The organism is Kordia sp., from assembly GCF_050633145.1.
GTDB lineage: Bacteria > Bacteroidota > Bacteroidia > Flavobacteriales > Flavobacteriaceae > Kordia.
In genome coordinates, this window is the sequence record NZ_JBOEFY010000024.1 from 1 (window position 1) to 21,855 (window position 21,855).

Consider the following 21,855-nt stretch of genomic DNA (forward strand, 5'->3'; position numbering starts at 1 on the left):
AATCTAACATATCTAAGAAGTCTAATTACCTAGCAATCTTCTATGATAGTTAATCTGCCCAGTATGATAACTCAAATGCCAAAGCAAATGCAGTAACATCAATTCATAAGAAGGAATTTCTCCATCCTTTTCTATCGGATACTTTTCTTGTAATTTCTCTTCTGAAAAATTCGTTAAAGCGGTAATTACAATTTCTTTTACGTTTGTAATTTCTGCAAGCAAAGTTGCTTTTGGAACATCTTTCGTATTGAATTCTGCTTCGCGTTGACGAACATAATCAGTATTTCCCATATGTCGACCAATAAAATGATTTAGGTTTCCAATAAGGTGTAAACACAAGTTTCCTGCGCAATTTGAAATGTTTTCTGTTACTATCCACAAGGAAGCTTCGTTTTGATATTGCTCAATTTCAGAGGTTAATCGATCAATTTCTCTTGAGTATAATTTTGTAATGGAAGTTTTCATGAAGTCGTTTTTTTGGTGAATTAAAAGTACAATTATTGTCTGCCTTCTCCAATGAAAAATAACGTAGAATGTTTCTAAAATGACTAGATTTGTCATTCTTATATATCATAACTTATGAATTCCAGAAAAGCACAGCTTGAAGCCTTTGACCGTTTGTTAACCATTATGGATGAATTGCGCGAGCAATGTCCGTGGGACAAAAAGCAAACATTGCAAACGCTACGTCATTTAACGATTGAAGAAACCTATGAATTGGGTGATGCAATTCTTGAAAATGATTTGGATGAAGTGAAAAAGGAATTGGGAGATTTACTCTTGCATATTGTGTTTTATGCAAAAATAGGAAGTGAAACAAACGATTTTGATATTGCAGATGTTGCGAATGGAATTTGTGAAAAACTAATTAATCGTCATCCGCATATATATGGAGATGTTGAGGTAAATGATGAAGAAGATGTAAAACGCAATTGGGAAAATTTAAAGTTAAAAGAAGGAAAGAAATCTGTTTTAGAAGGTGTGCCTAAAAGTTTGCCTGCGTTGGTGAAAGCAAACCGGATTCAAGATAAAGTTTCAGGCGTAGGTTTCGATTGGGAAGAGCCGACACAAGTTTGGGAAAAGTTAGAAGAAGAATTAGGCGAATTTCAAGAAGAAGTTGCTAAAGGCGATCAGCAAGCAATGGAAGATGAATTTGGCGATGTATTGTTTTCTATGATTAACTATGCACGTTTTCTCAAAATAGATCCTGAAAATGCCTTAGAACGCACAAATAAAAAGTTTATCAAACGTTTTCAATATTTAGAACAAAAAGCTGCTGGACTTAATAAACAGTTAGCAGATATGACACTTGCCGAAATGGACGTTTTTTGGGAAGAGGCTAAGAAGCTTTGAAATTATAAATGTAAAATGCTAAATTTTAAATGTAAAAGTATTTGCTGCTGATTTTGTGTAGTTCGTTATTTGATCAATTTGTAGGTCTATTTTTTTGAAATTATAAATGTAAAATGCTAAATTTTAAATGTAAAAGTATTTGCTGTTGATTTTGTGTAGTTCGCTATTTGATCAACTTGTAGGCCTGTTTTTTTGAAATTATAAATGTAAAATGCTAAATTTTAAATGTAAAAGTATTTGCTGTTGATTTTGTGTAGTTCATTATTTGATCAACGTGTAGGTCTGTTTTTTTTGAAATTCTTCAATATTTAAACCTTAATATTTACTACTAATTCTAATTGCTAAAATTGTCACTTCGAGTAATTTTTTATCATATCGAAAGAATCGAGATAGATAGAAAATTGTATCGAGAAGTACTTTGAAACGTTATGTGGATTCTAGAAGACCTCGATACAAATTTGTTAGACAAATTCACTCGATCAGACGTGTTGTATTTGCGATATTAATTTATCATTTAAAACAAAAATAAAAAGCCACTTAGTTTCCTAAATGGCTTTCGTATTTCTAATTGATATTTGAAACATCTCAATACTAATATCTCAATATTCAATACTTCTTATAGCGATCTCAATTGCTTCAATTTCGCTTTCCAAGTTTCTAAAGCTCTTTTATGCTTCTCAATATCTTGGTGTACTTTTTTCAACATCGGACTGTTAGATGACGAGTTTGAGAAAAATTGCAAGTTGTTTTCTAACTGGCGCATTTCACCAGAAATCTCGTCAATTTTTCTACGAATAAAGATGCGTTCCGAATTGATTTTTCCTTGATCTAAATTCTCTAAGCGATTCGTATATTTAATCAACTCAGATTCTTGCTTGTCAATATTCAACTTATTGAACAATCCGTCAACAACTTTATTGAACTTGTTGTCAATGTTCTTTTTATTGTAAGGAACTCTTCCAATTGATTTCCATTCAGCAATTTTTGCTTTAATGTTATCAATATCTGCTTTGGTTTCACCTGATAATTCAAATGTTTCCATTGCTGTTAAAAATGCTTCTTTTTTCTCTAAAGCTTCATTTTCTTCGGCACTTGCAGCATTTTTCTGTGCATGCAAACGATCAAAATAGTGATTACACGCATTTTTGAACTGCTTCCAAACCTTATCAGAAATTTTCTTTGGTACATGTCCAATCTTTTTCCAATCGGCTTGTACCTTTTTCATTTTTGGTGTTGTCGCTGTCCAATCATCATTATCTTTCAATGATTCAGCCAATTCGATCAACTCCATTTTCTTCGCTAAATTATCTTGTTGTTCTTTCTTTAAAGATTTGTAGAATGCATTTTTATTTGCATTAAACTCACGAACAGCTTGTTTAAATTTAGCCCAAGTTTGTTCGTTTACTTTTAAAGGAACTTTTCCAGCACTAAAGAACGCTTCACGTAGCTTTTCAATCTCTTTGATTTTGTTTTGCCACTGATTATGAACGTTATATTTTCCTGCTGAAACTTCTTGAATTTTGGTGATAATCTCTTCTTTTACGACTAAATTTTGCTCGTAAACTTTATCAATATTTTTGAAAAATTCTTGACGCTTGTCGTGAATTACTTTTGTAGCTGCGCTAAATCGATTCCAAATTTCTTCACGTAAATCTTTAGCAACAGGTCCAACATCTTCTTTCCAAAGTCTGTGTAAATTTTGCAATTCTCGGAACGAATGCATTACATTATCTTCTTGAGCTAATTCTTCCGCACGAGCGACAATCTTTTGTTTCTCTTCGTAATTACGTTTAAAATCTAAATCGCGAAGATCTCTATTTAAGTGTAAAAAGTCATAAAAACGCTCAATATGATGATGATATGTACGCCAAACATTATTGTATTGTGCTTTCGGAATAGAACCAGCATTGCGCCAATCTTCTTGAATTTGTTTAAAGTGCTTGTATGTTGTGTTGATGTTTTCTTCAACATTCAATAAACCTTTCAACTCTTCAATTAACGCTAAACGTCTTTCTAAATTTGAGTGTAAATCTTTTTCTAGATTTTTATAATATTCGTTTCGTTTGCTACGGTATTCGTTGTATGCAACATTAAATCGTCCTTTTATAGGCAGTGAAAAATGGAAATCAATAATATTTCCGCCTTCTGCCAAAAACTCTTCTTTGCGTTGTTCTAAAACTTCATTGAATTTTTGGTTGAACTCAGATTTTATTCCATCTACATGGTCTTTAATCGCTTGAACTTTCTCGTTTCTTACAAGTTTTTCTAGTTCGTCTACCAAGGCATCTTTAGACATTGAATGATAATCTAACACAGGAATTTCATGTCGCACATTGGCGCTTTCATCTTCTGCGTCTTCTGCAACATTATCGCTCACTTCATTCACAGCTTCCTGATGTTCTGACATCGTTTGTTCTGCTTCTTCCACAACTTCTTCAGTAGTTTCTACTGCAACTTCTGCTTCGCTTTCAGTTTCAACTTCACTAGCAGTTTCAGCTTCAACTTCTACTTCAGTTTCACTAGTAGTTTCTACCTCGGTTTCAGCTTCGACTTCAACTTCTGTTTCACTAACAGTTTCTACTTCAATTTCAGCTTCAACTTCACTAGTAGCTTCAACTTCATTTTCATTAGTTGTTTCTTCGGTATGATCAGTAGTAGCCTGATCTTCTAAATTTCCTTCTGCATCTTGCAGGTTATCATCTTTGTCTTCTAACATCATTATAAATGTTTGGGTTCTTTTTCACGCTTTAAAGTACCGAATATACTAACAAGAAATAAAACGACAAAGTTTTACAGATGAGAAACTGCTATAATTGCAGTAAAAATTGTGATATTGGTTATGAATTCCAGATTTTCCAAGCTTTTTCTGCTTGAAACTCTAACATTTTTGAACCATTCACAATTTGTGCGCCTTGCAAACGTCCTAGCTTTAAGAAGGTAGTTTCAGACGGATTGTAGATTAAATCGAAGAGTAGAAAATCTTTAGAAACATATTTATAAGGAATGTCTGGGCAATCTTCAATTTTTGGATACGTTCCCAATGGTGTACAATTCACAATTACAGCATGCGATTTCATGATTTTTTCACTTAAATCTTGATAGGAAATCGATTTGTCATTTTTTGGCTTCCGCGAAACGTACTTGTAGTCAATATCTAATTCCTCAAAAACAAAAGCAATCGCTTTAGATGCACCGCCTGTTCCGAGAATCAATGCTTTTTTATGGTGTTTTTTTAAATATGGTTTGAGCGATTTCTTAAAACCATAGCAGTCTGTATTGTACCCTTTTAATGTGCCATCTTCCTGTACTTTTATTGTATTTACAGCACCGATTTTTTTTGCTTTTCTGTGTAATTTGTCTAAATGAGGAATTACAGTTTCTTTATACGGAATGGTTACATTCATTCCTTTAACGTTTGGATTTTCTTTTAGAATTTTTGGAAAATCATCAATTGATGGAATGTCGAAATTTGTATAAAAATGATCGTCTAATTTGAGTGCTTTGAATTTGTTGGAAAAATAACCTCTCGAAAATGAATAGGCAATATGCTTTCCAAGTAATCCGAAGAGTGATTTATATGTTTTTTGTTCGTTTTCCATACCAATCTAGTGCTAATACAATTGTAACGCTATTAATCCGCTGTAGCGAATAAATAAATTCTTCATAAAGCCAGCTGCAAATGTTACAATACCACCCAAAACTCTTAGAATTTTGTTCTCAGCGTCCAATGTCAATCCTTTTACTATAAGTAAAATTTTGTCTTTGAACGTTCGTGTGTTTTTCATGTTGTTTTTGCTTGACTTTAAGCGTGTTTTTTATCTTTTCCTGTAGCGAGTTTTTCCATGATAAAAATCGTTAAAAATCCAGCAACCATTAATCCGATAGCGAATAAAAGTTTAGGTTCTCCTTGACCTAATTCTTCAAAAGTGTTTGATAGGATACTTTTCCCATAAACGTTTACTTCTTCACCATGAGAATCGATTCGTGTGCCTGTAATGACTTTCCAAGGCCAAATTTTATTTAAAGAGCCTAAAATAAATCCTGTTAAGATGGCAAAAGTTAGATTTTTATAATTGCTAAATAACCATTTTAAGAGTTTTGAAAATAGCAACAATCCAACAATAGCACCAGCAGCAAAAATGGCAATCATTTTTACATCTTTATTATTTATGGCACTTAATACAGGTTCATACGCGCCCAAAAGCACTAAAATAAAAGCTCCTGAGATTCCTGGAAGAATCATGGCGCAAATTGCCAACGCTCCAGCAACGAAGAGAAACCAAGTAGAATCAATACTTTCGGTTCCACGTGGTAAGGTTGTAATATAGTAGGCGAGTACTGCTGCCAATGCAAAACCAAGAATGGCTTTCCAGTCCCATTTTTCTATTTGTTTTCCTATGAATAGAATACTTGCAATGACCAATCCGAAGAAAAATGACCATAATAATATTGGTTCACTATTCAGTAAGGATTTGATAAGTTTGGCTAAGGATAAAATACTAATTCCAATTCCGAGCATTAATGCTACCAGAAAGTTTCCGTTAAGTTGCGTCCACGCCGCTTTGATACCATCTTTTCGGAGTGTTTTTATCAATCCGAAATTAATATTATTTATTGAGGTAATGAGTTCTTCGTAAATTCCTGAAATAAAGGCAATTGTTCCACCAGAAACACCAGGAACAACATCTGCTGCGCCCATGGCTAATCCTTTTAAGGTGATGATTAAATAATCGAATAGATTTCTATCCATGTGTAGCTATGATTATACGTTTTTTGTTGATGAGTTCATATAATTTTGGTTATGAACGCTACACGCAAAAGTATGGAATTTTATGTGTACGGTTTTTTAAATTCTGAAATAATATTTTTCACAGACATACGCATGACTACATTTGGAAATAATTTTTGAAATAATAAATGCTCCTTAAAGTTATTTCGCAACGCATTTTTTAGGTGAAATGTACCTTTGCTTTGTTCGCCAATTGTGAAATAAATACCAGCCAACCTGTATTCAATTTTAGAATTATCTGGATAAAATTCGAGCGCTTGTAAAAGTACGTGTACACTGTTATCGTATTCGCCTAATAGTTTTAAAATATCTGCCCAAGCAATCCAAGTAGAAAGTTCATAATTTCCGAGTTCTACTGTTTTTTGATACGCAATATCCGCTTCTTCATACAATTGCAATGCACGGTGAATTTCGGCACTACGTTTCCAATAGGAAACATTTTCTGTATCAATATTAATTGCCTTATTAATGTAATACAAGGCTTTTTGATAGTTGTCTTGTTGGATATAAAAATCGGTAATGGCTGTCCAACCTTTGTCTAGTAACGGATCTTCGTGAACCGTTTTGTAATAAAATTTTACAGCTAAGTCTTTGTTTCCAAGTTTTTCATGACATTTCCCCATGCGTAAATACGCAAATGATGTTGGATCATCCAATTTTAAAGTTACTTCATAATTGTGAATCGCTTCTTTGTATTCACCTAATTTTTCAAGTACTTTTCCTTTTTCTAAATACGCACCAATAAAATGCTCATCGGCAATAATAGCAAAGTCAAAAGCAGCCAATGCTTCAGGAAATAACTTTTTTGTATAGTATTGTTTTCCCAACTGATGCCAAGCAACTTCTGAGTATGGATTTTTATCAATATATCCGTTTAAGTAGCCAATAGCACCATCTATATCTTCTAAAAATTCAAAACAATAGATAATATTATACAGCGAAGAATAATCGTCTATATCTAATTCAATACATTTTATAAAGTGATGTTTTGCTTCTTTAAAATCGTCAATAAAAAGATACTCCATTCCGATCAAAGAATTTACATCTGTCAAGTCATTACTATATTCCAACGCCATTTTTAAAAGCTCAATAGCTTTGTAATGTTCGTCTCTTTTAGAGTAAATATTTGCTTTTTGAATGTAAATTTCTGCGTTCGATGGTTCTAACGTGTAGAGTGCATCTAACATTTTTTCAGCAGCATCGAGCTTATTTTCAAACACCATTAACTCAATTTCCATGAGTTTTAAATTCACAGAAGTCGGATGTTGTTCTAAGCCGATTTTGATTGCTTTTTTAGCCAAAGCAACTTTTCCGCTATCTAAATAGTGATGTGTTATATCTTCGAATTCTGCGGAGTCAAAAAAGAATACGTTGTTTGTTTTTAACATCGATTCAAATTTTGATAGCGCAAAATTATTATTTTCATTAGAGCTAAATAGCATAGGCAATACGTGCTTTTAGATTTCTATTACATTAAATGTAGTTGATGTAAGTGTTGATTTGTTAGCGGTGAGCTAATTGTTTTCAACAAAGTAATCAACAACTACAATTTTTAAATTGTTTGTCAATGGTTTGATCTTTAGTCGATTGTTTTAGGTGTTTGTAGGCTGTGTAGTGTATATTAACGTTTAGACTTGTTATTTAGTCTTTAATTTTTCGTAAAACTTTCATAATTATGTCACAACCTTCTCTAATTTCTGCTTCAGAAATCGTTAATGGTGGTGTAATTCGAACCGCTTTTGGCTCAAAAAGCAACCAAAATAAGATCAATCCTTCTTCCAAAGCATCCAAAATTACTTGATTTGCGATGTCTCCACTTTTCATAATAAGCGATAACATGAGTCCTTTTCCGCGAATTTCTTCAATATATTCGTGCTGTAATAACGCTCTAAATAATGCTTCTTTCACCAAAGTCTGCGCCATCAAATCACTTTCCGTAATTTCTTGTAAAGTGGCCAAACAAGCAGCTGCAATTACTGGATGTCCACCAAATGTGGTAATATGACCTAGCTTTGGTTGATCGTATAACGAATCCATTAATTCTGCGGAAGCGGTAAACGCACCAACAGGCATTCCGCCGCCCATTCCTTTTCCCATCACAACAATATCAGGTACAACATCGTAGTTTTGGAAACCGAAAAGTGTTCCTGTGCGACCAAATCCAGGTTGAATTTCATCCAAAATCAGCAATGCACCAACTTCTTCGCAACGTTGTTTTACTTTCGTTAGATACTTATTTTTTGGAACAATAAATCCTGCGCCACCTTGAATGGTTTCTAAAATAACACCAGCAGTTTTAGTTGTAATTTTTTCTAAATCGGCTTCGTTATTGAATTTAATAAAGTGTACATCGGGCAACAAAGGTCTAAAAGCACTTTTGCGTTCTTCAAAACCCATAATACTCATGGCGCCTTGTGTGTTTCCATGATACGCGTGCTTTGCTGCAATCAGTTCTGAACGTCCTGTGAAACGTTTGGCAAGCTTCATAGCGCCTTCAATGGCTTCTGTTCCAGAGTTTGTTAAGTATGTTTTTTCTAACGAATCGGGTAAATGTGATGCTAATAATTTTGTCAGCTCTACGGCAGATTTTTGCACATATTCTCCATACACCATTACATGCAAATATTGATCTAACTGATCTTTAATTGCATTGACAACTCTTGGATGTTTATGACCTAAACTACATGCAGAAACACCAGCCACAAAATCTAAATGTTTTTTGTGATTGGTATCGTATATATAGCTTCCATCAGCATGCGATATTTCCATTGCTAACGGATGCGGTGTTGTTTGTGCTTGGTATGTGAAAAAATCTTCTTTCATCAGTATAATCTCCTTCAAAATCCTACAGGCAAAGATACAAAGTTAATTACTGAAAATTGATAGGTTTATTTTAGAGTTTCTGTGTTTGCAGTTAAGAATAAGATTGATTCTACAAAAGGAACGTTTTTGAGATTATTTATCTAATAACTCTGATTGTTTTTATTTTTTTATGCTCATTGTTTGTACCTGGAGGAAGTTCTATTCCGTCGATACGATACCAGCTAGAAAAATCTGATATTGAATATCCTTTAGTTAATTCCGTTAAACCTGTTACGTAATGTTCTTTTTTTGAAGTTTCACTATTAGTTATGTAGAGATGGATATTTATCTCTATTTCTAATTGATATTGATAGTTTGCATATGTGATTAGTTCATCTTTTGTTTTTTTGATTTTTTTAAACTGACCAGTTTCTTTCCAGTTGGATTTTATACAGGGGACTATTTTTTGTTCAATAAACCATTTACCAAATGTATGGTTTACTGTAATTGCTTCAAATGACCTGCATAAAATTGTTTTTTTCCAGTCTAGTTTTCTTGGATGGATTGAATTTGAATCAAAAAAAGCCATGGGGTTTTTAATATTCCATAAGTTATTAGATCCAATTACAATAAGACTATCTTTAATTTTATTTTCTAAAGAAAAGTAGTTCTTTATTAAGTCTTTTTTTAATCGAGGATCAAAATAGTTAGATACACCTATACTTCCATAAACGCTATCCAATTGCTCTTTAGCTAGTAATTCTATTTTGTCTAAAGAAATAGTATTAAGTTCCAGAATTAAGTCATGTGTCACAAATTTAAACTCATTTACACAAGAATCATTTACAGCTTGTGTCACATATGCTCTGTTTTTTTCAGTAAGACCTTTTCGTTCTGTAGGAGTACACGCAAAAAAAGTTGAAAGTATGAGAATTGGGATTATTTTTTGAAGTATTTTCATGGTTTTGGTACCTGTTAATGTAGTTTTATGTAATGTAAGAAAAAATACAATTCAATCGATTACTCAGTATGTTTTTCAAGACCTTCTTTGATGAGCGCTTCTGTTTTTTGAAGCTTCATTGCAAGTGTAGTTGATCCGATAGCAATTGGAGAACCGTGATTTTTAAGATTATACTGCAAACTTTTTTTGATAAGTGCATTTTTTCCTTTACTAATGTAGCTTTCCGGATTTTTTACATGAACAATTAAAAAACTAGTTGACAACACCTTTATTGGATTAATACTCGTAATATCTTTCCAAGGAATAAAACCAACACTTGTAGCTGTTGAGTTGTCTATAATTCCTTTTTCGTTGATGATTAATCCAGGTTTTGTTTTTATCAATCGATTAATTCCGATAAGTAAAGTCAGTCCAAAAAACAGGATAGAAGCGATACCTACTATTTTAATAAACGTTTCATTAAAATTGCCATTATTAGGAATAACTTCAAAGTAGAAACAAAATCCTAAGGTTACAAACACGAGACTTCCTAAGATGAGGAATACTATTTTTTTCTTGCTTTGAGGAATTTCTATTGGAGTGTTCATTGTCTAAAGTTTTATGATAAGACATGAATTGTTGGAAAATGTTACCCTTCAAAAGAATTTTTTTAGTTTTATCAAGTTGAGTTACCAGCAAACTTAATTTTGTCTAACAGTCTAACAGTCTAACAGTCTAACAGTCTAACAGTCTAACAGTCTAACAGTCTAACAGTCTAACACTATTGCTCTTTTAGAGTTTTCTTTTTCTTCTTTTGCGGCTGCACAACCATTTTCTTTTTCTCGTAGACTTTTTTCTCCTTTTCCTTTTTTGGAGGAGTGGCTTTTATGGTTGATTTAAAAATTCCCTCTTCGCGACTGTCTTCATCCTCTTGTGGATCCATTGGATGATCAATACCACGAATCACAGGTAATACGATGTTATTATCGTCTTCGTCAAAAATATCATCTTTAGAAAACATGCGTTCATCGCCACGCCAAATAAAACCACGCAGTTTACGTGCATTTTTGGGTAAATCGGCATCAGGATAAATCACGCCATCTGGTCGTGTAAAAAAGGTAATATCTTCTATTTGATTTTCGTTTAATGTAAGATTGATGGCGCTACAAATGGTTTTATTAATTCCGATGAATTCATTTTTGTCATTATACATATAATAGACAACCTCGGTATTTTTAATGACATCAACTTCATACAATTTGTTGTCCTTAAACTTTCCATATAAGTTTTGACCTTTCACCTGATTGAAATTGCTCTCACCAAGTGTATCTTTTTGTACAATAAATGCGTTGTTGATTACTTTTAAGGAGTCTAATTTTTCTGTTTTTACATTCGAAATCAAGAAAATTGTATCACCAGTCATCTGACTATCGCCATTCCACATAATTGGTTTGCGAAGCATTTTTGTAATTCCCGATTTGTTATCTGCGAATAGTGAATCACATTTTCCGCTCATGTCTGTTTTAAAAAACTTTACATTTTTATATGCGCGAATGACTCTATTTTCGGCTGGACCAGTGACTAACAAACGATCACCATGTATATACATTGAATCAGTTTCTACCAAGGTAATTGCTAAAGCTCGCTTGGTAATAAAAGCAGAATCTTTAGCTTTGTACACTTCTCCATAATGACCTTTTAAGATCATTTTATTAATGGTATCGGTAATTTTTATATTGTTGGTGGCGGAAGCGAATTCGTTATTTTTTTCAAAATATAAACTGTCTCCATTGATGATTCGGTTGTCGTAATCAATTCGTGATTCTTTGATAAAATACCCTTTTTCGGCAACCGTATTGTAAAATCCGCGTTTGCAAAATATCGTATATTCTTTCCCTTTGATGGTTGATGGACCATACATATACGCGTGTTTGGAATCGGTATAATAATCTAATTGTGCAGAGTTTACAGTGTATTCAGGATTGTCAATTTTTACATCTTTTAAGAATTGATATTTATTCTTTTGCATAAAATATCGTCCCTCAATACTTGTTAGGGTAGAAGCGCTATCTTTTACAATTCCTTTGGTGTTAAAATATGCTTCTTGTTTATTTCTATCAAAATACAACGTATCTGTAGTAAGCGTCATATCTGGATTTTGCAAGCGAACTTTTCGTTTGGAAACTGCTAATTTTGAATTCCCATCATATTCAATATATTCACTAGACATTTCTAAGGAGTCACCTTGCTGAATAAAAACATTTCCATACGCTTTTACCCAGTTTCTATCTTGAAACAACACAGCTCTATCACACCATAAATCCATTCCTTCATGCTCAAAACGCACTTGGCCATTCTCTGTTTTGGAAAATATTTTTGCTCCTGGAAATTTTTCTTCATTTACATTTAAATTCCCTCCATACACGATTTTGATAACCGTTTTTGTGCCTGCAGGTTTCTTGGTTTGAGAAAACGCAATTTGTGTTAAAAAAAGTAAGACGAATAATTTCTTCATAAAAGCAGTACATAGTCGTACGAATAGAAACACCTTTTTATAGATGTAGTTGCGTACAACTGTTAAAAATTCGCTCAAAAATAAACTTTTTTGTGAGCAAAATTCAAAAATTGTGAATTTTTAACTTCCAAGACTTTAGATTCGCGCAAAGCCTATTCTTTACACAAATACAAGATGGAAAATAGTAATCCGATACTCACAATTTAATGTTAAAGTTAAATAAACCACATACTATGGTTTAACAATATCTTTTATATTTAACATTATAAACAATCAAATCGTTAATTATGAAAAAATATATTTACTTTTTAGGATGTCTATTCCTGCTGAGTATTAGTGGTTTGCAAGAGGTCGTTGCACAATCTAAACAGAGTACTAAAAACGGCTCGCAAATAGGAGAGATTCTTACGGATATACCTACAAATCCGAATGTGAAAATAGGAAAGTTATCTAATGGTCTTACCTATTATATTCAAAATAATGGAAAGCCAGAAAATAAAGTTGAATTGCGTTTGGTGGTAAATGCAGGTTCTATTTTAGAAGATGAAGACCAAGTTGGATTGGCGCATTTTATGGAACACATGAACTTTAACGGAACCAAAAACTTTAAAAAGAACGAACTAGTAGATTACCTACAAAGTATCGGAGTAAAATTTGGAGCACATTTAAATGCATACACAAGTTTTGATGAAACGGTGTATATCTTACCAATTCCAAGTGACGATCCAGAGAAGTTAGAAAAAGGATTTCAAATCATAGAAGATTGGGCGCATAATGCTTTATTAACAGGTGAAGAAATTGATAATGAAAGAGGTGTAGTTTTAGAAGAATATCGCTTAGGAAAAGGAGCAGATGAACGTATGTTACAAAAGTACTTGCCTAAAATTATGTACGGTTCAAAATATGCAAAACGTTTGCCAATTGGAACAAAGGAAAACTTAGAAACGTTTAAACATGAAAGTTTACGTCGTTTTTACAAAGATTGGTATCGTCCAGATTTAATGGCAGTAATCGCTGTTGGAGATGTAGACGTAAAAGTATTGGAAGAGAAAATAAAATCTCACTTTGGTAAAATTCCTGCAGCTGTAAATCCAAAACCGAGAGTGACGCATGATGTAAAAAATCACGAAGAAACTTTAGTGGCTATTGAAACAGATAAAGAAGCATCATTTGCAAGAGTACAGGTCTTATTTAAAGACTTAGGAGTTCCTGAACAAGTAAAAACTACAGATGATTATAGAAAGCAAGTCATACAAGGTATGTTTTCACAAATGATCAACAATCGATTGAGTGAATTGACAGAATCTGAAAATCCACCGTTTGTATTTGGATCAAGTTATCATGGAGGAACTTGGGCAAGAACCAAAGAAGCATATCAATCGACAGCAATGTCTGCACCAGATGGGCAATTAACTGCATTGACAGCTTTATTAGAAGAAAACGAGCGTGTACGTAAATATGGTTTCGGGCAAGGAGAATTTGATAGAGCTAAGAAAAGCTTCATGGCAAGATTAGAAAAAGCATACAAGGATCGTGATAAAATGGAATCTTCTCGTATTGTTGGACAATATGTAAGTAACTTTTTATCGGGTGAACCAATCCCAGGAATTGAATGGACATTTAAATTCTTCAATGAGCAATTGCCTACAATCAAATTAGAAGAAATTAACAAACTGATAAATCAGTATCTAAGAGATACTAATACAGTAATTGTGCTAACAGGTCCGGAAAAAGAAGGCGCACCAAAAATTACGGAAGCACAAGTATTAGAAGTTTTAAAATCTGTAAAGACAAAAGATATCAAACCGTATGAAGATAATGAGGTAGAAAGTAGTTTGATTTCTGATTTACCAGAACCAGGAAAAGTAATTAATAAAAGCACAAACGCTGCTATAGGTGTTACAACAATGACCTTAAGTAATGGTGCAAAAGTTATATTCAAAAAGACAGACTTTAAAAATGATGAAATATTATTTTCTGCATATAGTTTAGGTGGAACATCATTATACAGTGATGCTGATTTTAAAGCTATTGGATTTGCTAATGGCGGATTGGGAGAAGCTGGTGTAAACGGGTTTTCTAAAGTTGATTTACGTAAAATGATGTCTGGTAAAATAGCAAGAGTTCGTCCTTATATTGGTTCGTACCGAGAAGGATTTAACGGAAGTACAACGCCGAAAGACTTAGAAACACTTTTTCAAATGACGCATTTGTACTTTACCAAATTAAATAAAGACGAAAAGGCATATAACTCATACCTCACAAAGCAAAAAGGATTTTTAACAAACATAATGAAAAGCCCGCAATTCTATTTTCAGTTTGAAATGGGGAAATTTATGAATGAAAAGAATCCAAGATATCAAGGTTTCCCAACACCAGAAGCGATGGATGCGAGTGATTATGACTTGGCTTTTGAAAAATATCAAGAACGTTTTGCAGATGCTGGAGATTTCAATTTTTATTTTGTTGGAAATGTAGATGAGCAAAAACTTCAAGAATATGTAGAAAAGTATTTGGCAAGTTTACCTGGGAAAAACTCAAACGAAAAACCAAATTTCTCAACATTTCGACCATTAGCAGGAAAGCATACAAAAATTATTGAAAAAGGAAAAGATCCTAAAAGTTCAGTGCAAATTATTTTCAACGGAAAAGCCGAATACAATAGTAAAGAAGCTAGAGCAATGCAGTTTTTGGGCGATATATTAAGTATTAAACTGATCGAAAAACTTCGTGAGCAAGAAGGTGGTGTATATGGCGCAAGTGCTTCAGGAAGTATTCGTTCGTTCCCGTATGGATGGTTTAACATGCGAATTTCATTCCCTTGTGGACCAGAAAATGTAGATAAATTGAAAGATGCTGCATTGGCAGAATTACAAGAAATTATTGATAATGGACCTACAGATAAAGATGTAAGTAAAGTAAAAGAAGCAGCTTTATTAGATAACAAAGAACAAGTAAAAAAGAATAGATTCTGGTTGCGATATTTAAGTAATACAGATTATATGAAAAGAAATCCAAACAGAACTTTAAAATTTGAAACCTCTGTTAACGAAGTTACGGCAAAAGATATTCAAAATGTCGGACAAAAATATTTGACAAAAGGATATATTTTGGGAATTCATAACCCTGAAAAATAAAGCCATAGAATATGCTAAAACCGCTCAGATTTTTCTGAGCGGTTTTTTTATGCTCAGTTTTAACGAAACATTATCACGTTTGTTAATAATTTTCATTTCATTAACTCAATAATAATTGTATTTTTATCGCTTAAAATCCTCAAACTAACCATGGGCAAAATAATTGCTATTGCAAATCAAAAAGGTGGCGTTGGAAAAACAACGACTTCCGTAAATTTAGCAGCATCTTTAGGTGTACTGGAAAAGAAAGTATTATTGATAGATGCAGATCCACAAGCAAACGCAACTTCAGGGTTGGGTATAGATGTGGAAAGTATTGAAAAAGGTACGTATCAGTTGCTAGAACATACGGTAAATGCTGCTGATGTAGTAATGGAAACTAGTTCTCCGAACCTAAGCATCATTCCTGCGCATATTGATTTGGTAGCGATTGAAATTGAATTGGTAGATAAAGATCAACGTGAATATATGTTGCGTAAAGCTTTAGCGCCAATCAAAGATCAATTTGATTATATTTTAATCGATTGTGCTCCATCGTTAGGATTGTTAACCTTAAATGCATTGACAGCAGCAGACGCAGTAATGATTCCGATACAATGTGAATATTTTGCGTTAGAAGGTTTAGGAAAACTATTAAACACCATAAAAAGTGTTCAAAAAATACACAATCCAGCATTAGATATTGAAGGATTGTTGCTCACAATGTATGATTCTCGCTTGCGATTATCGAACCAAGTTGTAGAAGAAGTGCAAAAACATTTCAATGATATGGTATTTAAAACCATCATTCAACGAAATGTACGATTGAGTGAAGCGCCAAGTTATGGAGAAAGCATTATTAATTATGATGCAAGTAGTAAAGGAGCAGCCAATTACTTAAACTTAGCGCACGAAGTGATTAAGAAAAACAGTGGTAAATAAGATTTATGGCGAAGGCAACAAAAAAACAAGCACTAGGAAGAGGATTATCCGCATTATTAAAAGATCCTGAAAATGATATTTCATCTGTTTCAGACAAAAATGCAGATCAAGTTGTTGGTAATATTGTAGAGTTATCAATTACAACAATAGAAGTGAATCCGTTTCAGCCACGTACCAATTTTAATGAAGAAGCACTTCGCGAATTAGCTTCTTCTATCAAAGAATTAGGTGTTATACAGCCAATTACGGTTCGAAAGCTTGGGTTCGAAAAATACCAATTGGTTTCTGGAGAACGTCGTTTTAGAGCGTCAAAACTTATTGGAAAGGAAACGATTCCTGCGTATGTGCGTATTGCAAACGATCAAGAATCACTAGAAATGGCATTGGTTGAAAACATTCAACGTGCCGATTTAGATCCAATAGAAATTTCACTTTCGTACCAACGATTGATTGATGAAATTAGCTTAACGCAAGAACAAATGAGTCAGCGTGTTGGAAAAAAACGTTCTACCATAGCTAACTATTTACGTTTATTAAAATTAGATCCAATCATTCAAACAGGAATGCGCGATGGTTTCTTAAGTATGGGACACGGACGTGCATTGGTAAATATTGAAGATACCAACGATCAATTGGAAATCTACGAAATGATTGTTTCCAAATCACTTTCTGTACGTGATACAGAAGCATTGGTGAAAAATTACAAGCAAGACAAAACTATTGATGCGCCATCAACTGAAAAAGAAGACGTCCCGAAATTTGTAAAAAAAGGAATTCGTGATTTTTCAGAACATTTTGGACATAAAGTCGATGTGAAAGTTGGAAAAAATGGCAAAGGGAAAATTACCATTCCATTTCATTCTGAAGCAGATTTCGCACGAATTAAAAAATTACTAAAAAGTGGGAAGTAGAGTCATTATAACGTTATGTTTCTTATGTTTTGCGTGCCAACTTTCGTGGTCGCAAGAAGAAAAAGAAGAAACAAAAAAAGTACCTAAAAAAGAAAAGGTAGCAGAAGAAGCTAAGAAAAAGGAAGTCAAAAAAGAGGAATCTGTTTTAAAAGTAGAAAATGCAGTTGTTGTAGAAGAGAAAAAAGGAATAGATCCGTTATCACCTTCTAAAGCTGCTTTTTATTCGGCTATTTTACCAGGTTTAGGACAAGCATACAATAAAAAATACTGGAAAATTCCAATTGTATATGCAGCAATGGGAACAGGAATTTATTTCTACATTACTAATAATAAAAATTACAACCGCTACAGACGTGCATACAAACGACGTTTGGCAGGTTTTAATGATGACGAATTTCAAGGAATTGTACTAGACAATAATGCGTTAATTGATGGACAAGAATTCTATCAACGAAATCGTGACTTGTCGTTGTTGTTAACCGTAGTAGCGTATGTATTGAATATTGTTGACGCTAATGTAGATGCGCACTTATTGCAATTTAACGTAAGTGACGATTTATCATTGCGCCCACATATTGATCAAAATGATATCGATTTCAATAGAAACTTAGGATTGACGCTCAATTTTAAATTTTAATCTTTTATACAACTTCCAAAAACTAAACTCTTATGAATATTGCCTTGCTTGGATATGGTAGAATGGGAAAAGAGATTGAAAAAATTGCCTTGAGTAGAAATCATGTCATTACTCATAAAATTTCTGAAGATATTGCTTCGTACGACTTTACAAATGTAGATGTAGCAATCGATTTTAGTATTCCTTCTGCAGCTTTTCAAAACATTACACATTGTATCAAACAGCAAGTTCCTGTTATTTCTGGGACTACAGGTTGGTTGGAAAAATACGATGAGGTTGTGCAAATGTGTGAAACTGAAAAAGGTGCTTTTATTTATGCTTCTAACTTTAGTTTAGGTGTAAATATTTTCTTTGAGATGAATGCTTATTTGGCGAAAATGATGTCTCAAATGGAAGATTATAATATTTCTTTAGAAGAAATTCATCACACCAAAAAACTAGATGCACCAAGTGGTACAGCTATTACATTGGCAGAAGGCATTATGCAACATACAAATTATACTGACTGGAAGCTTGACAAAGCCGAAAACGAAAATGAAATTCCAATTGTTGCCAAACGTATTCCAGAAGTGCCGGGAACACACGAAATTACATACACATCTGCTATTGATACTATTTCCATAAAACATGAAGCGCACAACCGACAAGGCTTTGCTTTAGGCGCTGTTGTAGCAGCAGAATGGATTCAAGAAAAAACAGGCGTTTTCAGTATGAAAGACGTGTTAAACATATAATAAATATAAAATATATTCCCTTGAGGACTATATATTTGTAAATAACCAACAAGATTTGCTGCAAAGCAGTATCAACACTAAATAAACAACAAATGACGTTTACGCAAGCATTTTTAATATTCTTTCTAATAGTTCAGCTCGTTCACTTTTTAGGAACTTGGAAGCTATATGTAAAAGCAGGCAGAAAAGCTTGGGAAGCAGCTGTGCCAATTTACAATGCTTTTGTTTTAATGCGAATCATTAACCGACCAAAAGAATGGTATTGGGTAATTTTATTATTCGTTCCAATTGTACAGTTAATCGTTTTTCCTGTACTTTGGGTAGAAACCATTCGTAGTTTTGGACGTACAGAACGAAGTGAAACAATCTTAGTTGTGCTTACTTTAGGATTGTATATATATTATGTAAACTACATGTTGGATGTAGAATACGTACACGAAAGAAGTTTAAAACCACGCTCGGCTGCAGGTGAGTGGGTTGCTTCTATATTATTTGCAGTGGTAGCAGCAACATTGGTGCATACCTATGTAATGCAGCCATTTGTGATTCCTACATCTTCTTTAGAAAAAACTTTATTAGTGGGTGATTTCTTATTCGTAAGTAAAATTCATTACGGAGCAAGAACACCAATGACTTCAGTAGCCTTACCAATGGTACACGATGCAATTCCATTTACAGGAATGAAATCATACCTAAAGGAACCACAATTACCGTATTTTAGATTCCCAGGATTTCAAAGTATTGAGCGCAATGATATTGTTGTATTTAATTGGCCTGTGGATAGCTTAACGGTTATTGATCAACCAAATAGTAAAACGCTTTATAAACCCTTAGACAAACGATCTAATTATGTAAAACGTTGTGTTGGATTGCCAGGTGATAAATTGGAAGTGCGTAATGGATATGTATTTATCAATGGAAAGCAAAATGTATTGCCAGAACGCGCAAAGTTGCAGTTTAATTACAAAGCAAAGTTAAAAGGACAAGGGTTCAACGATCAGTATTTACATGATGCATATGATATTACTGATGGTTATGGTTATTTAAATCGACAAGGAACTGAATGTATTTTTAATGCAATTACAGATGAAGCTGCTGCAAAACTTAAGAATCACCCAAATGTAATTTCTTTAGAGAAATATCATCCAAAGGAAGGAGAGAGAGGAAGCAAAATATTTCCTAATTCTAATAAATTTCAATGGAATACTAGCTTTTATGGACCAATTGATATTCCATATGCAGGAAAAACGGTTGAGTTAACTATGGACAACATTCCATTATACAAAAGAGCAATTGGAGAATACGAAGGAAATAATATAACTGTAGAGGATAATCAAATCAAGATCGACGGAAAAGTAGTTACCGCATATACATTTAAGCAAGATTACTACTGGATGATGGGAGACAACAGAGGAAACTCTCAAGATGCTAGAAGTTGGGGATTTGTTCCGTTTGATCATGTACTTGGAAAGCCAGTATTTATTTGGATGAGTTGGGACACTAATGCCAAAGGATTCTTCAATAAAATTCGTTGGGATCGTATGTTTACAACGGTAAGTGGAGATGGAGAACCAGTTTCGTATTTTAAATACTTCTTAATTTTACTAGCTGCTTGGTTTGGATTTAGCTATTATAGAAAACGTAAGAAAGAAGCGTCTAAATAGTTAAGGTTCACTGAAACAAAAAAGTGATTTTTTTGTGTATGAATTGTTGATATGTTTAGTGAATGAACTACGTGTATAATTTTGAAAAATTGCAAGTTTGGATTGAATCGAAAGAATTGACGAAACAAATTTATAAAGTCACACAAGAATTTCCTGAAAATGAAAAATTTGGATTGGTTTCTCAATTAAGAAGAATTTCTACATCTATATGTTCTAACATTGCAGAAGGTGTTTCTAGAAGAACAAACAAAGAGAAAGCTCGATTTAGTACCATTGCTTTCAGTTCAGCTGTTGAGGTAATCAATCAATTGATAATTTCATGCGAATTGGAATTCATTACACAAAAGCAATATTTACTATTAAGAAAACAACTAGAAAGTATTACAAATAAATTGAATGCTTTACGTAGATATCAAATTAACAATATCAACCAGTAAATAATACAAATACACGAAAACAGATTGACAAAAAACGAATTGACGAATTAATAAAAAACAAATCCACATAAATTGAGCACCTTAGTACATCCAACATATTTTCCAAGCATTGCACATTACGTAGTATTTGCAAAAGCTACCGATTTGGTGTATGAAATGGAAGATAATTTCCAGAAGCAAACCTATCGCAGTCGTACCTACATTTATGGTGCGAATGGAAAACTAATGTTTAATGTTCCTATAAGACACGATAAAAAAGTAAAACACATAAAGTATAAAGAAATTGAGATTGCAAATGAAACTGCTTGGCAACGTTTGCACTGGAAATCTTTAGAAAGTGCATATCGAACTTCGCCTTATTTTGAATATTACGAAGATGAATTACGACCAATTTTTGAAAAACGTTATACACATTTAATCGATGTAAATTTTGATACGATTCAAATACTAAATGAATGTCTGCAACTGGATGTTAGCACTTCTCAAACAAAAGAATATCAGTCAATAATTACAGATGTTCAAGACTTTAGAAAATTAGTAAATGTAAAGAAGGAACCAGATCACGGATTTGATACATACACACAAGTATTTGAAGCAAAACACGGCTTCATTCCTAATTTAAGTATCTTGGATTTACTTTTCAACGAAGGCACTAATGCGCTGACGTATTTGGAGCAACAAACCGTTTTATAATGCTGCGATTTTATGTTCATTACGGACTGCACTTTGTTTTTCCGTTATTGCTCGCTTTTCTAATCTATAGAAAATCATGGAAAACAACATATCTCATCTTTGTCCTTTGTATGTTGATTGATCTCGATCATTTAGTAGCAACACCAATTTTTGATCCGAATCGTTGCAGTATTAACTTTCATCCATTACACACATATTATGCAATTGCTATTTACATGGGATTTCTATTTTTCAAAAAAACACGGATTCTCGGAATTGGTTTATTGCTGCATATCCTAGCAGATTTGGCAGATTGTTGGATGATGTAAGCTCTAAAATTTCT

The 21,855-nt window shown here is 33.2% G+C and carries 20 protein-coding genes; 10 read left to right on the forward strand and 10 right to left on the reverse strand.

Annotated elements, in window-relative coordinates:
- Nucleotides 1–21 precede the first annotated feature (21 nt).
- Nucleotides 22–465 carry a DUF1572 family protein gene (locus ACRBBL_RS12170; protein WP_431369331.1) on the reverse strand — a complete coding sequence of 148 codons (444 nt, stop codon included), beginning with the start codon at nucleotides 463–465 and terminating at the stop codon, nucleotides 22–24.
- Between the two features lie 114 nt (nucleotides 466–579).
- Here ACRBBL_RS12170 and mazG point away from each other — a divergent pair, with 114 nt between their 5' ends.
- A complete protein-coding gene (mazG, locus tag ACRBBL_RS12175; protein WP_431369332.1) occupies nucleotides 580–1,353 on the forward strand; it encodes a nucleoside triphosphate pyrophosphohydrolase in 774 nt (257 codons plus the stop codon).
- Nucleotides 1,354–1,969: 616 nt separating this feature from the next.
- On the opposite strand, the gene ACRBBL_RS12180 is transcribed toward mazG, so the two are convergent.
- From ACRBBL_RS12180 to ACRBBL_RS12220, 9 genes are all read right to left on the reverse strand, one after another.
- A complete protein-coding gene (locus tag ACRBBL_RS12180) occupies nucleotides 1,970–4,069 on the reverse strand; it encodes a DUF349 domain-containing protein (protein WP_431369485.1) in 2,100 nt (699 codons plus the stop codon).
- Nucleotides 4,070–4,190: 121 nt separating this feature from the next.
- Nucleotides 4,191–4,952, reverse strand: a complete 762-nt coding sequence (locus tag ACRBBL_RS12185; RefSeq protein ID WP_431369333.1) for a shikimate dehydrogenase family protein — start codon at nucleotides 4,950–4,952, stop codon at nucleotides 4,191–4,193.
- Between the two features lie 12 nt (nucleotides 4,953–4,964).
- A complete protein-coding gene (locus ACRBBL_RS12190) occupies nucleotides 4,965–5,138 on the reverse strand; it encodes a hypothetical protein (protein ID WP_431369334.1) in 174 nt (57 codons plus the stop codon).
- 17 nt (nucleotides 5,139–5,155) lie between these two features.
- Nucleotides 5,156–6,103 carry a DUF368 domain-containing protein gene (locus ACRBBL_RS12195; protein WP_431369335.1) on the reverse strand — a complete coding sequence of 316 codons (948 nt, stop codon included), beginning with the start codon at nucleotides 6,101–6,103 and terminating at the stop codon, nucleotides 5,156–5,158.
- 80 nt (nucleotides 6,104–6,183) lie between these two features.
- Nucleotides 6,184–7,584, reverse strand: coding sequence for a tetratricopeptide repeat protein (locus ACRBBL_RS12200; protein ID WP_431369336.1), 1,401 nt, complete (start codon nucleotides 7,582–7,584; stop codon nucleotides 6,184–6,186).
- A gap of 199 nt (nucleotides 7,585–7,783) precedes the next feature.
- On the reverse strand, nucleotides 7,784–8,965 hold the full coding sequence (locus tag ACRBBL_RS12205; protein ID WP_431369337.1) for an aspartate aminotransferase family protein: 1,182 nt from the start codon (nucleotides 8,963–8,965) through the stop codon (nucleotides 7,784–7,786).
- Nucleotides 8,966–9,101: 136 nt separating this feature from the next.
- A complete protein-coding gene (locus ACRBBL_RS12210; RefSeq protein ID WP_431369338.1) occupies nucleotides 9,102–9,905 on the reverse strand; it encodes a hypothetical protein in 804 nt (267 codons plus the stop codon).
- 59 nt (nucleotides 9,906–9,964) lie between these two features.
- Nucleotides 9,965–10,492, reverse strand: a complete 528-nt coding sequence (locus tag ACRBBL_RS12215; RefSeq protein WP_431369339.1) for an STM3941 family protein — start codon at nucleotides 10,490–10,492, stop codon at nucleotides 9,965–9,967.
- A gap of 173 nt (nucleotides 10,493–10,665) precedes the next feature.
- Entirely contained in the window at nucleotides 10,666–12,399 is a 1,734-nt protein-coding gene (locus ACRBBL_RS12220; RefSeq protein WP_431369340.1) for an OstA-like protein, read from the reverse strand.
- A 287-nt stretch (nucleotides 12,400–12,686) separates the two neighbouring features.
- Here ACRBBL_RS12220 and ACRBBL_RS12225 point away from each other — a divergent pair, with 287 nt between their 5' ends.
- From ACRBBL_RS12225 to ACRBBL_RS12265, 9 genes are all read left to right on the forward strand, one after another.
- A complete protein-coding gene (locus tag ACRBBL_RS12225) occupies nucleotides 12,687–15,536 on the forward strand; it encodes a M16 family metallopeptidase (protein ID WP_431369341.1) in 2,850 nt (949 codons plus the stop codon).
- A gap of 150 nt (nucleotides 15,537–15,686) precedes the next feature.
- A complete protein-coding gene (locus ACRBBL_RS12230) occupies nucleotides 15,687–16,457 on the forward strand; it encodes a ParA family protein (RefSeq protein ID WP_431369342.1) in 771 nt (256 codons plus the stop codon).
- Between the two features lie 5 nt (nucleotides 16,458–16,462).
- Nucleotides 16,463–17,368 (forward strand): ParB/RepB/Spo0J family partition protein, encoded by a 906-nt coding sequence (locus ACRBBL_RS12235; RefSeq protein WP_431369343.1) that lies wholly within the window; start codon nucleotides 16,463–16,465, stop codon nucleotides 17,366–17,368.
- Nucleotides 17,358–18,005 carry a DUF5683 domain-containing protein gene (locus ACRBBL_RS12240; protein WP_431369344.1) on the forward strand — a complete coding sequence of 216 codons (648 nt, stop codon included), beginning with the start codon at nucleotides 17,358–17,360 and terminating at the stop codon, nucleotides 18,003–18,005. Before ACRBBL_RS12235 ends, ACRBBL_RS12240 begins: the two co-directional genes overlap by 11 nt.
- A gap of 32 nt (nucleotides 18,006–18,037) precedes the next feature.
- A complete protein-coding gene (gene dapB, locus ACRBBL_RS12245; RefSeq protein WP_431369345.1) occupies nucleotides 18,038–18,739 on the forward strand; it encodes a 4-hydroxy-tetrahydrodipicolinate reductase in 702 nt (233 codons plus the stop codon).
- 92 nt (nucleotides 18,740–18,831) lie between these two features.
- Nucleotides 18,832–20,403 carry a signal peptidase I gene (gene lepB, locus ACRBBL_RS12250; RefSeq protein WP_431369346.1) on the forward strand — a complete coding sequence of 524 codons (1,572 nt, stop codon included), beginning with the start codon at nucleotides 18,832–18,834 and terminating at the stop codon, nucleotides 20,401–20,403.
- A gap of 62 nt (nucleotides 20,404–20,465) precedes the next feature.
- Nucleotides 20,466–20,840, forward strand: coding sequence for a four helix bundle protein (locus ACRBBL_RS12255; RefSeq protein WP_431369347.1), 375 nt, complete (start codon nucleotides 20,466–20,468; stop codon nucleotides 20,838–20,840).
- A 72-nt stretch (nucleotides 20,841–20,912) separates the two neighbouring features.
- A complete protein-coding gene (locus ACRBBL_RS12260) occupies nucleotides 20,913–21,533 on the forward strand; it encodes a WbqC family protein (protein ID WP_431369348.1) in 621 nt (206 codons plus the stop codon).
- Nucleotides 21,533–21,841 carry a DUF6122 family protein gene (locus tag ACRBBL_RS12265; protein ID WP_431369349.1) on the forward strand — a complete coding sequence of 103 codons (309 nt, stop codon included), beginning with the start codon at nucleotides 21,533–21,535 and terminating at the stop codon, nucleotides 21,839–21,841. The genes ACRBBL_RS12260 and ACRBBL_RS12265 overlap by 1 nt, the downstream gene beginning before the upstream one ends.
- The last annotated feature ends 14 nt before the right edge of the window (nucleotides 21,842–21,855 follow it).

What these genes read in the sequence shown, in the direction of transcription:
- ACRBBL_RS12170 (WP_431369331.1), bottom strand. Translation starts at nt 465, where the DNA reads ATGAAAACTTCCATTACAAAATTATACTCAAGAGAAATTGATCGATTA.
- mazG (WP_431369332.1), top strand. Translation starts at nt 580, where the DNA reads ATGAATTCCAGAAAAGCACAGCTTGAAGCCTTTGACCGTTTGTTAACC.
- ACRBBL_RS12180 (WP_431369485.1), bottom strand. Translation starts at nt 4,069, where the DNA reads ATGTTAGAAGACAAAGATGATAACCTGCAAGATGCAGAAGGAAATTTA.
- ACRBBL_RS12185 (WP_431369333.1), bottom strand. Translation starts at nt 4,952, where the DNA reads ATGGAAAACGAACAAAAAACATATAAATCACTCTTCGGATTACTTGGA.
- ACRBBL_RS12190 (WP_431369334.1), bottom strand. Translation starts at nt 5,138, where the DNA reads ATGAAAAACACACGAACGTTCAAAGACAAAATTTTACTTATAGTAAAA.
- ACRBBL_RS12195 (WP_431369335.1), bottom strand. Translation starts at nt 6,103, where the DNA reads ATGGATAGAAATCTATTCGATTATTTAATCATCACCTTAAAAGGATTA.
- ACRBBL_RS12200 (WP_431369336.1), bottom strand. Translation starts at nt 7,584, where the DNA reads ATGCTATTTAGCTCTAATGAAAATAATAATTTTGCGCTATCAAAATTT.
- ACRBBL_RS12205 (WP_431369337.1), bottom strand. Translation starts at nt 8,965, where the DNA reads ATGAAAGAAGATTTTTTCACATACCAAGCACAAACAACACCGCATCCG.
- ACRBBL_RS12210 (WP_431369338.1), bottom strand. Translation starts at nt 9,905, where the DNA reads ATGAAAATACTTCAAAAAATAATCCCAATTCTCATACTTTCAACTTTT.
- ACRBBL_RS12215 (WP_431369339.1), bottom strand. Translation starts at nt 10,492, where the DNA reads ATGAACACTCCAATAGAAATTCCTCAAAGCAAGAAAAAAATAGTATTC.
- ACRBBL_RS12220 (WP_431369340.1), bottom strand. Translation starts at nt 12,399, where the DNA reads ATGAAGAAATTATTCGTCTTACTTTTTTTAACACAAATTGCGTTTTCT.
- ACRBBL_RS12225 (WP_431369341.1), top strand. Translation starts at nt 12,687, where the DNA reads ATGAAAAAATATATTTACTTTTTAGGATGTCTATTCCTGCTGAGTATT.
- ACRBBL_RS12230 (WP_431369342.1), top strand. Translation starts at nt 15,687, where the DNA reads ATGGGCAAAATAATTGCTATTGCAAATCAAAAAGGTGGCGTTGGAAAA.
- ACRBBL_RS12235 (WP_431369343.1), top strand. Translation starts at nt 16,463, where the DNA reads ATGGCGAAGGCAACAAAAAAACAAGCACTAGGAAGAGGATTATCCGCA.
- dapB (WP_431369345.1), top strand. Translation starts at nt 18,038, where the DNA reads ATGAATATTGCCTTGCTTGGATATGGTAGAATGGGAAAAGAGATTGAA.
- lepB (WP_431369346.1), top strand. Translation starts at nt 18,832, where the DNA reads ATGACGTTTACGCAAGCATTTTTAATATTCTTTCTAATAGTTCAGCTC.
- ACRBBL_RS12255 (WP_431369347.1), top strand. Translation starts at nt 20,466, where the DNA reads ATGAACTACGTGTATAATTTTGAAAAATTGCAAGTTTGGATTGAATCG.
- ACRBBL_RS12265 (WP_431369349.1), top strand. Translation starts at nt 21,533, where the DNA reads ATGCTGCGATTTTATGTTCATTACGGACTGCACTTTGTTTTTCCGTTA.